Below are 13,651 nucleotides of genomic sequence, written 5' to 3'. Positions count from 1 at the left end.
TTGCTTTAACCCTATAAAAAGACAAGGGGGAAGTAAAATGAGTTACAGAATACTGATAGTTGATGATGAGAAGCCTATAGTTGAGATAATCAAATACAATCTGGAAAAAGAGGGATACATAACTTATGAAGCTTATGATGGGGAAGAGGCTTTAAAAATAGCAAAAGAGCAAAATCCAGATTTGATAATACTTGATGTGATGTTGCCTAAATTAGACGGTTTTTCAGTACTAAGGACTCTAAGGCAATCAATGACTATACCTATTTTGATGTTGACGGCTAAAGAGGAAGAAGTAGACAAAGTATTGGGACTGGAATTGGGAGCTGATGACTACATAACGAAACCTTTTTCTATAAGAGAACTCATAGCACGAGTAAAAGCTAATTTAAGGAGAATTAGTTTAAATGGAAACGAGTCTGGGAATATCATTTACGTAAAAAATTTAAAAATTGACATGTCGAAATATAAAGTAGAAAAAAACAATAAAGAGATAGAACTTACCTCCAGAGAATTTGAACTTTTGAGATTTCTCATTTTAAACAAGGGGCTTATTTTTTCACGCGAAATGCTATTGGAAAAGGTATGGGGTTATGAATATCTGGGTGATATTAGAACAGTAGATGTCACCATAAGAAGACTGAGAGAAAAAATTGAAGATGACCCCAGTAACCCCAAGCTTATTCACACAAAAAGAGGGGTTGGTTACTATTTTAGCGATGAGAAGCAGATTTAAAAGCATTCAATGGAAAATAATTCTCATATATACTTTGCTAATACTTGTAGCAATGGAAATCATATGGGTATATCTTTATAAATCTCTTGAAAATTACCACATGAATAACTTTGACAATTACCTTGAAGCGCAAGCACGAGGTATTTCTTTTACCCTTAAAGACAACATGGATGCAAAAAGCTTAAAAAATGTGATAAATATGTACATGGGTCCTAATTCAAACGTAAAGTATGTGTACATTTTGGATAATAAAGGAAATATTTTAGCTAGTTCAACTGGGGATAGGGGAAAAATGATGACTCCTGCTATTGTCAAAGCCCTATCAGGAGAAATCGGAAATGAAGTGACTGATGATTATAATTCTACTGGAAAAATAAAAAGCTTTGCCATGCCAGTTTATAATAGCGATGGTAAAATAAATGGAGTTGTGTATATTAGCGGTTCTTTAAATGGAATATATGAGACTTTATGGGATGTCAATTTGATTCTTTCGAGTGCTACTCTTTTTGCTGTTGGAATTACTATGGTGCTTGGATATATTTTGTCCAAGACTATAACTGACCCCATCAAAGAAGTGACAAAATATGCTCAAAAGATGGCAGAAGGTAATTTTGATGTGACGATAAAGATAAAATCTAATGATGAAATAGGAAAATTAGGTGAAATGTTTAATTTTTTATCTTTGCGGTTAAAACAGACTTTAAATGATATTCAAGGTGAAAAAAACAAAATAGAAGCTATTATACAATTTATGACCGATGGTGTTGTGGCAACAGATGCAAAAGGCAACATAATCCACTATAATGAGGCTGCCGAGAAAATGTTAACTGTGAAGCTGGAATTAGGAATGCCAATAGAGGGAATACTAAATTTAGAAAAAGAAGATGCAGTAGCGACAATGAATTGCGGAAACAAGGTTTTAACAGTTAACATAGCTCCGCTAAAAAGCAATCAACAAATAGAAGGATATGTTTATGTACTTCACGATATCACGGAGCAACACAAATTGGATGCCATGAGGAAGGAGTTTGTGGCAAATGTCTCTCATGAACTTAGAACTCCTCTTGCTACCATAAAAAGCTATGTTGAAACTCTTCTTTACAGCGACGTAGATGCTGAATATTTAAAGAGATTTTTAAAAATAATAGATTCAGAAACTGACAGAATGACACGTCTTGTAAAAGATTTGCTTCTTTTATCTAAAATGGATTCTGAAGACAAAAACCTCAAATTTGAGCATAAAAATTTAAATGAAGTAATAATTGACGTAATAAATAGACTTTCTATTGAAGCTCATAAAAAAAATCAGAAACTTATCGTAGACCTTCAAGAAACGCCAAGGCATGTGTATATTGACAAAGATAAAATGGAACAAGTTATAGTGAACCTAGTAACCAATGCTATAAAATACACTCCAGAAAACGGAATGATAAAAGTTATGACAGAATACGATGAAAATTTTGCAACCTTCATTGTGGAAGACAACGGTATAGGAATTCCTAAAGAAGACCTGCCTCGAATCTTTGAAAGGTTTTACAGAGTAGATAAAGCCAGATCCAGAGAGCTTGGAGGTACAGGTTTGGGGCTTTCTATTGTAAAACAAATTGTAGAACTTCACAAAGGAGAAGTAAACATAGAAAGCGAAGTAGGAAAAGGCACTATAGTGAGGGTTAAACTGCCATACCAGTAAATTCGTAATAATAATTTAATATTACTGTAACAATATTGTAATAATAGTACTGTATAATAAAACCATAAAGGAGAAGGAGGGATATCCTTGAAAAAAATAGTTGCTTTATTTGTAGCAGTGATGATGTTTATGGCTCTTTTTATGTCATATGGATATGCACAAGACCTAATAACGGTAAAAACTAATATAGATGATGTAAAGACAGATAACAAATATTTTATAATTTCTGGAAGTGGACAACCTAATACTGTTGTAGAGCTTATTTTAAATGATAATTTAAACCACAAATGGGTTATTGATGATACAATGCTTTTTGCAAAATTATTGACTTTAAGCTATGGAGATAATTACATTGTCATAAAGGCTTATAAAGGTGATCAGCTGCAAATAATAAAAGGACACGTGATACTCACAAAAAAGGATGGGGTTTTACAAATAACAATTACTGCTATTGAAGACATAATAAAATCCCTTTTAAGATAGAGGGTTTGAGGAATGAAGGAAAAAGTTAAGTCACTGCTATTGTTTTTTCTTGTTTTAACGAGCGTGTATTTAACTTATAAACTGTGGATATCCTTTCCTCAAAATGAATTATCTTTTATTAATAAAAAGTCCACAAATGCAAAAGTGGACATTTTTCGTATAATTAGGCCAGAATACACTTTTGTTGGTATTCAAGGTAAAGTATATTTGGTGTCAAATGGAGATTTTTCTTTTTCTCTATGGGAAAAAACAGCAAATTTTATTAATTCAAATAAAGAAGAAAAAATAAATGTAGTCGATGATAATAGTTGGGGAAACGCACAAAAAGGTACATTTATACGGTTTTTAATAGGAAAAAGTGTAAATGGTGACCTGCTAAAAGATATTTTTACCAACAGAGATAGCTGGTTTAGAAAAATAAATAGCGATATATATGTAGAAGAGATTATCGTTAACATAGACAAAAATCAAATTTTTGTGAAGGATGCAACCAATAAAAAATTTTACAGCTTAAATTATTCAAATATGGGGGTTTTAAAAAACATTATAGAAAATTTGCCTAAGGATGAGGTAAGTGTATGTGAATCTGTTTATGAGGAAGGCAATACATATTTTGAAAAAAACGTGTACATACCTTCTCTCACTTTTTCGATTAAAAAAATATATAATAAAGAAACAAATTTTGAATCTGACCACCGTTTTTTAGAGAAATTTTTTACGAATATTTCTGTTGTGAGAAAAATTACTGAGAATAGTGGATGTACTGTTTATACCGACGGCTTAAAAAGTTTGCGACTATATCAAAATGGGTATATAGAGTTTTATAATACCATTTCTGAACCTTCTTCAACTGATAAAAATTTTGCACTGAGAAAATCTGTCGTCTTTTTGGAGGAAATAGGGATAAAAGTTGACGATATTTATCTGATGGATTTCAAAGAAGAAAAAGGGGAATATACTTTTTATTTTAATTATATATTTGATTATCCTCTTCGAATTTTGCAAAAAGAAATGCTGGATTTTCCAATCGAAATAAATATTTCAAATGGCAATATTAAATATGCACAAGTTTTGTATTTAGATTTGATGAGTAATGGAAGTTATTTAATTTCTCATGCAAAATTGAAGCAACCTCTTGCAATGGGATTAAAAGAGATAAACTGGCGAGAACCGCTTTCTGATTTAAAAATAGGTTATGCGTATTATGAGGGACAATTTATCCCTGTTTGGATTGGAGAAAGTAACAATAAAGTGTTTTTTATAAACATATTTAATGGAAAGTTGATTTACAATGGGGTATAAATTATGAACTGGTCTAAAGCAAAGACAGTGCTGATAATTACCTTTGCGATTTTGAATGTTCTTTTATATCTAACTATTGCTAAAATTAATAAACCGCAACCCCAGCTTTTATCAAGGCAAGATTTGTATTCAATAGAGGAAGTCTTATTGCAAAACAACATAATTTTGAAAACTACAATTCCGCAAGAGACAGAGCCAATGCCTCTTGTTAAGGTAACGAGAGAAATATTTGATGAAAGTTTTGTTTTAGAAAATTTTATTAAAAGTCAAAAATATGAAAAATACAAAGAAAATAGATATACAATTTTTAAATTTGAAGATAAAACTATCAAAGTAGATGGCATTAGTTTTTATTATTTTGAAAAGAGCGATAAATTTAAAGATATGTCTTCTTCTCAAAAGGAAGAGTATGTACAGAATTTTATAAATAATTATCATTTTAAAGAAATAAATGTACAAGTTGAAAAAATTTCTCAAGGTAAAGAGGTAAAGATAAAGTATTTTCAAACCTATAAGGATTACTTCATAGATGGCGGATGGATGGAAGGGAAAATAGATGACAAAAGCTTTGAATTTTCAAAGTCTTGGTTTGGTTCTGTTGTGATGGAAAAGGCGAAAAAAGAGGTGATAAATGCGGCTTATGCTCTTTTGAAGCTTGTGGAGATAAAGACGGATGCAAAACTTATGGTTGTAAAAGAAATAAAATTAGGCTATTATTTTAACTGGAGCAGTGCTACTAAAGGAGAAGCAGTACCTGTTTGGAGGATAACTACTCAGGATGGCAACAGATATTACATAAACGCTTATACGGGAAATTTTGAGGAAGGTAAATAATACCACCTTCTTCTTCTTTTTTTTAACCCTTAAATACTTGTAAAATATTTTAAATTGTATTAAAGTATATATTGTGATACTGTTTAAGTTTAATTTATTTTATTGATTTGAAGGGAAGATTGAAAAATGGAAAAGTTTATAATAAAAGGAGGAAAGCCCCTTAAAGGAAGTATACAGATAAGTGGCGCTAAAAACTCTGCTGTTGCAATCCTTCCCGCAGCCCTATTGGCTGATACTCCGAGTGTGATAGATAATTTGCCTGATATAAAAGATATAGAATTATTAGTCCAGATGATACGCCATCTGGGAGGAAAAGTAGAAAAGAAAAAACACGAAGTAGTAATTGCCCCTGAAGGGCTTAATTCCTTTTACCCCCCTCGAGATTTAGCAAGCCAGATGAGGGCTTCTTATTATCTTATAGGTGCACTTTTAAGTAGATTTAATGAGGCAGTAATAGCTATGCCAGGTGGGTGTAATATTGGTGTAAGACCTATTGATCAGCATATTAAAGGGTTTGAAGCTTTAGGTGCGGAGACTACTATAGAACATGGACTTATAAGGATTAAAGCTGATAAATTAGTAGGGAATCATATATATTTTGATGTGGCGAGTGTAGGTGCTACTATAAATTTGATGTTGGCAGCAGTTAAAGCTGAAGGGGTAACGATATTAGAAAACTGTGCAAAAGAGCCCCATGTAGTTGATGTAGCAAACTTTTTAAATGCCATGGGAGCGAATATCAAAGGTGCTGGTACAGATACTATTAAGATAACAGGCGTAGACAAGCTTCACGGATGTCACTATACTATTATTCCTGACCAAATAGAAGCAGGAACTTACATGGTGGCAGCTGCCGCAACAAAAGGTGATGTGTATATAAAAGGAATAATTCCAAATCACTTAGAAGCAATTATTGCAAAACTTGTAGAAATGGGTGTCATTGTTGAGGAATACGATGATGTGATAAGAGTAAGAAGAGAAGGGCCTTTGAAACATGTTGATATAAGGACTTTACCTTATCCTGGTTTTCCAACAGATATGCAACAGCCCTTTGCGGTGCTTTTGGCTTTGGCTGATGGCATAAGTGTCATTACTGAAAATATCTATGAAAATAGATTTAAATATTTAAATGAGTTAGAGAAAATGGGAGCGAAAGTAAGAATAGAAGGAAGAAATGCAATATTTGAAGGTGTAGAGAAGTTGACAGGTGCACCTCTTTACGCGACAGACTTAAGAGCAGGCGCAGCGATGGTTATAGCAGGGCTTACTGCTGAGGGTACGACGGAGGTTATGGAGGTTTATCATATAGATAGGGGTTATGAAGCGATGGAAGTAAAGCTTCAACAATTAGGTGCTGATATAGTAAGGGTAAAAGAGTAAAAAGCTATAAAATTTTGCGTATAATGTGCTGCATAATATCTCATCCTATTTAGTGAGGTGATATTATGCAGCGTCAATTAAAGAGTTTTTTTGCTGTTGCAATTATAACTACTTTGGTTAGCTCTTTGGTATTTGTATATATTGCACCAAAGTATTTATGGGGTAAAGTTATTCCTATACCTTATCCTCCTTCTTCAGGAATAAGAACAGAAATAGTGATACCAACAAAAGAATCTCCTACAATAGCGGAAGTAGTGGCAAAAAAAGACACTCCTGCTGTTGTGGGAATTACTACTGTAGAATTTCAAAGAGAATATTATTTTATAGAAAAAGCTGTAGAAGGTGTAGGTTCAGGTTTTATTGTTAATCCAAATGGCTATATTATAACAAACAATCATGTTGCTAATGAAAAATCCAAAAATATAAAGGTATATTTAAGCAATGGTAGTATATTACCAGGCAAAGTTTTGTGGACTGACCCTGTTTTAGACCTTTCTATATTAAAAATTGAAGCAAAAGATTTGCCAGTTATACCTTTGGGAGATTCTGACAAGATATCGGTAGGGCAAACTGCAATAGCAATTGGAAATCCTTTAGGTCTTAGGTTTCAAAGGACGGTTACTTCTGGAATAATAAGTGCTTTAAATAGAAGTCTTCCTATTACTGAGGATGGAAAACCGCGAATCATGGAAGACTTGATACAGACAGATGCTTCTATAAATCCAGGAAATAGCGGAGGACCTTTAGTGGATTCTCGAGGCTACGCAATTGGAATAAATACTGCGAAGGTGACAACCGCTGAAGGATTGGGCTTTGCTATACCTATAAATATTGTAAAGCCTATACTTAAGAAAGTGATAGAAACTGGTACATTTAAAGCACCTTATATTGGCATAGTTGCCTATGATAAAGAAATTGCCAGCTACATTTCCGCAGATGTTTACATATATGAGGGGATATATGTGGCAGATATTGACCCTAAAGGTCCTGCTTATAAAGCTGGCATTAGAAAAGGTGATATTATTTTGCAGGTAGACGGAAAACCTGTAAATACTATGACAAGTTTAAAATGTATTATTTATGAAAAAAATCCAGGAGACAAAATAAAAGTCAAGTACAAAACCGTAACAGGAAAGACAGGATATACTACTATAACTCTCGGGGAATAGGAGAGGTTTTATGTTTGTTGTGTGTGAAAAGCATTTAGAAGATGCCATCGAAGAGTTTGTTGAAGTGTACGAGCAGCCACCGGATATTTACAAATTAGATGAAGTTTCTTTTACTGATTGGCTAGTACCTCATAAATGTGATTTTTGTGATGATGTGCCTAAATATCTTGTAGTTTAAAAATGAGGGACTTAATAATGAAAATACATATAATAGCTGTTGGAAAAATAAAGGATAACTATATAAATAATGGGATAAATTTTTATTTAAAAAAATTGCGACCTTATTGTGAAATAGAAATTAGAGAAGTAGAGGAAGAAAAAGCTCCTCAAAATTTAAGTGAAAAAGAAAAAGAGGAGATTTTGCGTAAAGAAGGAGAGAGAATTCTTTCTAAAATAAAAAAAGGAAGCTTTGTTGTTTCTCTTGCTATAGAAGGAAAAGAAATAGACTCATATAAATTTTCCCAATTTATAAAGGCTACTTTTCAATCTGGTTATAGAGAAATGACCTTTGTAATAGGTGGCTCGTTGGGATTGTGGAAAAATATAAAGAAACAATCTCACTTAAATCTTTCTTTTTCTAAAATGACATTTCCTCATCAATTGATGCGGCTCATACTTTTAGAACAGCTTTATTTAGCATTTGATGGTAAAAATCACTTGTGATAAGGTTCATTGTTTAAAATTTTATATGCCCTATATAACTGTTCAAAGAAAATAGTAGAAGTCAAACCTAAACTCATTTTCATGCTACTTATGCTTATGGTCTCATTACAATGAATTTCTTCATTTCCTATGATTATTAATATATCTGTTATTCCAGTAAGTTCAAACTCTTTTATTTTTTCTGCCAATTCCTCTGAAGATAAGGATTTACCTGCAGGTGATATTACTATTTTGTAATATTTATCCGTTTCTTGAAAAGGTAATTTTTGAGAATTTTTGTAGCTTGAAAAAGTGATATTGCAAAATCGGCTCAGCCTCTTTTGATATTCTTTTATTGCATCAGAATAAAACTTTTCTATTTTATTACCTGTAGCATAGACTTTGTAATTCATACAATCACTTCTCTTTTATTTGTTGATAGTAAATATTATAAAGTGATAAAATTATATTGTCAAAAATATTTGAAAATATGTTTTTCATTTGATACAATATACAAAAATAAGATGATGGAGGTATTATCGTGTCTGTACTTGACGTTTTGCAAGAAAGAGGATATATTCAGCAAATGACTCATGAAGAGGAAATACGAGAACTTTTAGAAAAAGAAAAAATTACTTTTTACATAGGCTTTGATCCTACTGCTGATAGCTTACATGTGGGACATTTTCTTCAAATTATGGTGATGTCTCACATGCAAAAAGCAGGCCACAGGCCTATTGTGTTAATAGGCGGTGGCACAGCGATGGTAGGAGACCCAAGCGGCAGGACTGATATGAGAAAGATGTTGACTAAAGAAGAAATAGATAGAAATGCTGAAGCTTTTAAAAAGCAGATGCAAAGACTCATTGATTTTTCGAATGGCAAAGCCATCATGGCAAATAATGCTGACTGGCTTTTAAACTTAAACTATATTGAATTTTTAAGAGATATAGGGGTTCATTTTTCTGTAAATAGAATGCTTACAGCGGAATGCTTTAAGTCCCGATTAGAAAGAGGCCTTTCCTTTTTAGAGTTTAACTACATGCTGATGCAGGCTTATGATTTTCTTGAATTAAACAGAAGATACAATTGCGTAATGCAAATGGGCGGAGACGATCAATGGTCTAATATTATTGCTGGCATAGAGCTTATACGAAAAAAAGAAGGTAAACAGGCTTATGGTATGACATTTACTTTACTTACAACCAGTGAAGGGAAGAAAATGGGAAAAACACAAAAGGGAGCAGTGTGGCTTGACCCGAATAAGACTTCTCCTTATGAATTCTATCAATACTGGAGAAATATAGCTGATGCGGATGTGGAAAAGGCCCTGGCACTTCTCACTTTCTTGCCTATGGATGAAGTGAGAAGATTAGGGGCATTAAAAGATAAAGAGATAAACGAGGCGAAAAAAATATTGGCATATGAGGTCACGAAACTTATACACGGAGAGGAAGAGGCTATAAAAGCCCAAAAGGCGGCAGAGGCTTTATTTGAAAGTGGTGGAGATTTAGATAATGTGCCTTCTGTTACTGTCTCTTCTGATGTTTTAGGTAAAAAAATTTTAGATGTGCTTTTTGAAGCAAAGATAATACCTTCAAAGAGTGAGGGTAGAAGGCTCGTTCAACAAGGTGGACTGTATATAAACAATGAAAAAGTTGAAAGCATTGATGAATATATAAAAGATGATATGATAAAAGATAATAGCATTTTAATAAGAAAGGGCAAAAAAGAGTATCACAGGCTTGTCATTAAAGAATAAAGGGGGAGCTTTTTGTGTCAAGTGAAGAATTATTAAACCTTGTATTAGAAAGACTTAACAGTATTGACACAGGGCTTGAGAATTTAGAAAACCGCATTGACAGGTTAGAAGTTAAATTTACTGAGTTTGAAAAAAGGATAGACAAATTAGAACAAAGAATGGATAGCTTTGAGCAGAGGATGGACAATCTTGAACAAAGAATGGATAGTTTTGAACAAAGAATGCATAACTTTGAACAAAGAATGGATAATTTCGAACAGAAGATGGGTAGTTTTGAGCGAAAGTTGGGAAATTTTGAAGTAAGGCTGGATAATTTCGAGATAAAGATGGATAACTTTGAAAAAAGGTTAGATAAAGTTGAGCAAAGAATAGATAAAATTGAAAGTGTTGTTACAAGCACCTTTGAACAAGTAGCTAGAAATACAGAATCTTTGACTGAGATAAACTTCCAATTTAAGCGGATTGACAAGAAATTTGAGGCTTTAAATAACCATATATTAGAAAAGAGAAGCAGATGTGAGGCTTTTATTAGAAAAAGTGGGGTTATAAAAATTTGTGTCAAGAGAGTTCTCTTGACACAAATTTTATATGTTCTTGAAAGAGGTGCTAAGATGGTCTTTATCGCAACCGCTTTATATATTGAGGCAAAACCTCTAATTGAATATTTTGGCTTAAAAAAAGATGTAGAAAATCGATATTTTCAAGTTTTTAAAAATGAAGAAATAACGTTGGTAGTAACAGGAGTGGGCAAAATAAATAGCAGTATAGCTGTTTCTCATGCGGCAACTCGATATTTGTGGGATCCACAAAGCTTTATAATAAACCTTGGTGTATGTGGTTCGAAAGATATTGATGAAAAAATAGGGAACATATACCTTATTAACAAAATTGTAGACAATGAAACTCAGAAAAATTATATACCTGATATCTTGGTAAATCATCCTTTTGAAGAAAGCGATATAGAGACTTTTAACTATATAGTAAAAGAAAAAGGTTTGATGACAGCAAGACTTTGTGATATGGAAGCCAGCGGTTTTTATCAAGCAGCTTCTAAATTTTTTGAAACCCACAGAATTTATATTTTAAAAATTGTTTCTGATAGGACAGATTTCGAGGATGTGTCTAAAGATAAAATTTATGAGTTAATAAAAAACAAGTTAAAGGAAATAGATGAATTTATTAAAATATTGAAAAATAATTTTAAAACCAGGGAAATATTTTCCTTTTATGAAAAAGAAATTATAAATTTTTTTTCACAAAAGCTAAAACTTACGGTAAGTCAAAGGCAAATTTTTTATAAAGCTTGTCTACATTATAAGGTTAGAAAAAGTGAAGGTATAGATTTTTTAAAAAACTTTTATGATGTACAGGTAAATAATAAAGAAGAAAGGAAGAAGGCCTTTGAAAAAATTCTCTCACATTTACGCTGAGAAGGAGGTACTTCCTAATCCTATAACGCAAAATATTTTAAAGAAATTTCCTAAAAGTAAAGTAGTGCTTATTGACAGATATAGTGAGGTTTTCAATAGACCTAATCAAAACTACCTTATACAAAAAGAAAGGCAAAATCTTATATTGGCCCAAAAAAGATATGATTTTATATATAAAGGTTCTAAGCTTTGTGAAGACTTTGGAAATATCAATTTTTACCATACATCAAATATATTCAATTGTATTTATGATTGTGATTATTGCTATTTACAGGGTATGTACCCTTCAGGACATCTTGTTATTTTTGTGAATATTGAGGACTATTTTAAAGAAATAGATAAACTTACACAAGACCAGAAGGTCTATTTAAGCATATCCTATGAGACGGATTTACTTGCTTTAGAATACCTTACAGGCTTTACTAAACAGTGGATTGAATATGCCAAAGGGAATAAAAACCTTGTAATAGAAATACGAACAAAAAGCGCCAATTTTTCTTCCGTAGAATTTATCGACATACCTTCTAATGTAATTTTCGCATGGACATTGTTGCCACAACCGGTCATCGATAAATATGAAAAACTAACACCTTCTCTCAGTAAAAGAATAGAAAGCATAAAAAGGGCCATATCAAAGGGTTTAAAAGTTAGAATTTCTATTGAACCAGTGATGTATATAGAAGGATTTGAAAAAATATATAAAAATTTTGTGGAATATGTTTTTTCAAAAATACCTAAAGAAGGTATACAAGATGTCAATATTGGAGCTTTTAGAATGGTAAAGGAGCAAGCTAAAAAAATAGAAAAATTAAAAGAATATTCTCCAATATTTTGCTATGATACGGTTTTGAAAGATGGAATATTTACCTATAAAGAGGCAGAATATTTTGAGGAATTTGTTTATAGAGAAGTAATAAAATATATTGAAAAGGAAAAAGTGTATTTATTAAACAAACTCTCCTTTAACTAAGGGGAGTTTTTATCTGTCATTCTAAAAGCAGAGAGGCTCTTACTTAATTCAATAAAGAGGATTGTTAAAAATATCTTGATTTTTAAAATAGTTTTCCTTATAATATAAATTGCGACCCAATACTTATGGGGGGTAGCCGTAGTTTATAGCGGTTTGTAATAAAAAGGAATTGCAATTTTGCTTATATAAATTTTTAACATAAATATTTAAAGAGGTGATTTGATGTTAGAGTTTATAAAGGATACTCAGCACTTTGAAGAAGTAAAAAATAAAGAAGAATTTTTTATGCTAATGTTTTATTCTAATTCTTCACAAAAGAGTCTTGAAGCTTTAGAGGTCATGAAGAAATTCAGTGAAGACAATCCTAAAGTGCCCGTTTATGTAGTAAATGCTTCTGAGATAAGAGATATTCATCCACAATATGGAATCAAAGTAGTGCCTTCAGTGATACTTTTCAAGGATAAAGAGCCCTGGCAGTTTGTATTTGGACTTCAAAGCAAAGAATATTATGAAAAACTTTTAGTTGTCGCTCCTTCAAAAGCTTCTGATGGGAAAGGTCAAAAGGCCCACAGAGTGACTGTTTACACCACTCCCTCTTGCCCCTGGTGCAATGCTACAAAGGCATATTTAAGACAGCATAACATACCTTTTAGAGAAGTAGACGTGAGCAAAAATCCAAGTGCGGCAGCAGAATTAGTAAGGCGGAGTGGCCAAAGAGGTGTGCCTCAGACGGATATTGATGGCACAATTGTAGTAGGGTTTGATAAAGCTAAGCTTAATAGATTGCTGGGAATTACTGAACAATAAGTTTTTGTTCTTGTACCTTTTCTTATAAGTGAGGTATAATAAATAATGTAATAATGTGCGGTAAAAAATAATAAAAGAAAGGAGAAGGAGTTATGACAAAAATACAACCTATAAATGGCCATGCACTTATTAAATTGGAAAAAGAGCCTGAAGAGAAAAAGATAGGCGGAGTAATAATTCCCAAGACTGCTGAAGAAAAATTAAATCAGGGAGTAATTGAAGCTCTTGCAGCTGGTGCCTCCGATGAGCTTGCTGTAGGGGATAGGGTTATATATAAAGAGTTTTCAGGTACGAAGATAAAACACGAGGGAGAGGAATATCTCATAATTCCAGTAGATGACATACTGGCTAAGTTTGTGGAAGTTGACGAAATATAAGAAGTCGGGGAAATTGAAGTCCCGACTTCTTATATGTGCGCCCGGCATGGGCGATAACTAGGCGGTGAAAGT

The 13,651-nt window shown here is 32.5% G+C and carries 15 protein-coding genes; 14 read left to right on the top strand and 1 reads right to left on the bottom strand.

Features of this window, described 5'->3' with window-relative positions; translation table 11 throughout:
* Nucleotides 1-37 precede the first annotated feature (37 nt).
* From M663_RS0108775 to rlmH, 9 genes are all read left to right on the top strand, one after another.
* Nucleotides 38-733, top strand: a complete 696-nt coding sequence (locus M663_RS0108775; protein WP_003870747.1) for a response regulator — start codon at nucleotides 38-40, stop codon at nucleotides 731-733.
* Entirely contained in the window at nucleotides 717-2,423 is a 1,707-nt protein-coding gene (locus M663_RS0108770) for an ATP-binding protein (protein WP_029688650.1), read from the top strand. Before M663_RS0108775 ends, M663_RS0108770 begins: the two co-directional genes overlap by 17 nt.
* 87 nt (nucleotides 2,424-2,510) lie before the next feature.
* Nucleotides 2,511-2,906 carry a hypothetical protein gene (locus M663_RS0108765; RefSeq protein WP_029688649.1) on the top strand — a complete coding sequence of 132 codons (396 nt, stop codon included), beginning with the start codon at nucleotides 2,511-2,513 and terminating at the stop codon, nucleotides 2,904-2,906.
* 12 nt (nucleotides 2,907-2,918) lie between these two features.
* The gene (gene yycH / locus M663_RS0108760; protein WP_029688648.1) at nucleotides 2,919-4,208 is read left to right on the top strand and encodes a two-component system activity regulator YycH; all 1,290 of its coding nucleotides are present in this window, start codon (nucleotides 2,919-2,921) and stop codon (nucleotides 4,206-4,208) included.
* Between the two features lie 3 nt (nucleotides 4,209-4,211).
* Nucleotides 4,212-5,042 (top strand): two-component system regulatory protein YycI, encoded by an 831-nt coding sequence (gene yycI, locus M663_RS0108755; protein WP_004399614.1) that lies wholly within the window; start codon nucleotides 4,212-4,214, stop codon nucleotides 5,040-5,042.
* A gap of 126 nt (nucleotides 5,043-5,168) precedes the next feature.
* Nucleotides 5,169-6,422 carry a UDP-N-acetylglucosamine 1-carboxyvinyltransferase gene (locus M663_RS0108750; RefSeq protein ID WP_029688647.1) on the top strand — a complete coding sequence of 418 codons (1,254 nt, stop codon included), beginning with the start codon at nucleotides 5,169-5,171 and terminating at the stop codon, nucleotides 6,420-6,422.
* 65 nt (nucleotides 6,423-6,487) lie between these two features.
* The gene (locus M663_RS0108745; protein WP_009052099.1) at nucleotides 6,488-7,591 is read left to right on the top strand and encodes a trypsin-like peptidase domain-containing protein; all 1,104 of its coding nucleotides are present in this window, start codon (nucleotides 6,488-6,490) and stop codon (nucleotides 7,589-7,591) included.
* A gap of 10 nt (nucleotides 7,592-7,601) precedes the next feature.
* Nucleotides 7,602-7,769 (top strand): CxxH/CxxC protein, encoded by a 168-nt coding sequence (locus M663_RS15445; RefSeq protein ID WP_003867872.1) that lies wholly within the window; start codon nucleotides 7,602-7,604, stop codon nucleotides 7,767-7,769.
* 17 nt (nucleotides 7,770-7,786) lie between these two features.
* Nucleotides 7,787-8,254: a 23S rRNA (pseudouridine(1915)-N(3))-methyltransferase RlmH gene (gene rlmH / locus M663_RS0108735; protein WP_029688646.1), complete on the top strand. Its 468-nt coding sequence runs from the start codon at nucleotides 7,787-7,789 to the stop codon at nucleotides 8,252-8,254.
* Here rlmH and M663_RS0108730 read toward each other — a convergent pair.
* Nucleotides 8,245-8,646: a 23S rRNA (pseudouridine(1915)-N(3))-methyltransferase RlmH gene (locus M663_RS0108730; RefSeq protein ID WP_003870756.1), complete on the bottom strand. Its 402-nt coding sequence runs from the start codon at nucleotides 8,644-8,646 to the stop codon at nucleotides 8,245-8,247. The genes rlmH and M663_RS0108730 overlap by 10 nt on opposite strands.
* 128 nt (nucleotides 8,647-8,774) lie before the next feature.
* On the opposite strand from M663_RS0108730, the gene tyrS reads away from it, so the two are divergent.
* The 5 genes from tyrS (at nucleotide 8,775) to M663_RS0108700 (ending at nucleotide 13,579) form a co-directional block, all read left to right on the top strand.
* Nucleotides 8,775-9,995 (top strand): tyrosine--tRNA ligase, encoded by a 1,221-nt coding sequence (gene tyrS / locus M663_RS0108725; RefSeq protein WP_004399623.1) that lies wholly within the window; start codon nucleotides 8,775-8,777, stop codon nucleotides 9,993-9,995.
* 611 nt (nucleotides 9,996-10,606) lie between these two features.
* The gene (locus M663_RS15860; protein WP_042805266.1) at nucleotides 10,607-11,425 is read left to right on the top strand and encodes a nucleoside phosphorylase; all 819 of its coding nucleotides are present in this window, start codon (nucleotides 10,607-10,609) and stop codon (nucleotides 11,423-11,425) included.
* Nucleotides 11,397-12,395: a spore photoproduct lyase family protein gene (locus tag M663_RS0108710; protein ID WP_029688644.1), complete on the top strand. Its 999-nt coding sequence runs from the start codon at nucleotides 11,397-11,399 to the stop codon at nucleotides 12,393-12,395. The genes M663_RS15860 and M663_RS0108710 overlap by 29 nt, the downstream gene beginning before the upstream one ends.
* Before the next feature lie 222 nt (nucleotides 12,396-12,617).
* Nucleotides 12,618-13,202, top strand: coding sequence for a glutaredoxin domain-containing protein (locus M663_RS0108705; RefSeq protein WP_004399627.1), 585 nt, complete (start codon nucleotides 12,618-12,620; stop codon nucleotides 13,200-13,202).
* A 92-nt stretch (nucleotides 13,203-13,294) separates the two neighbouring features.
* The gene (locus M663_RS0108700; RefSeq protein ID WP_003868733.1) at nucleotides 13,295-13,579 is read left to right on the top strand and encodes a co-chaperone GroES; all 285 of its coding nucleotides are present in this window, start codon (nucleotides 13,295-13,297) and stop codon (nucleotides 13,577-13,579) included.
* The last annotated feature ends 72 nt before the right edge of the window (nucleotides 13,580-13,651 follow it).

Origin of the sequence: Thermoanaerobacter sp. A7A (genome assembly GCF_000445185.1) — a bacterium.
Lineage (GTDB): Bacteria > Bacillota > Thermoanaerobacteria > Thermoanaerobacterales > Thermoanaerobacteraceae > Thermoanaerobacter.
The sequence above is the reverse complement of the archived record's forward strand: the minus strand, read 5'-3'. Positions and strand labels throughout refer to the sequence as shown.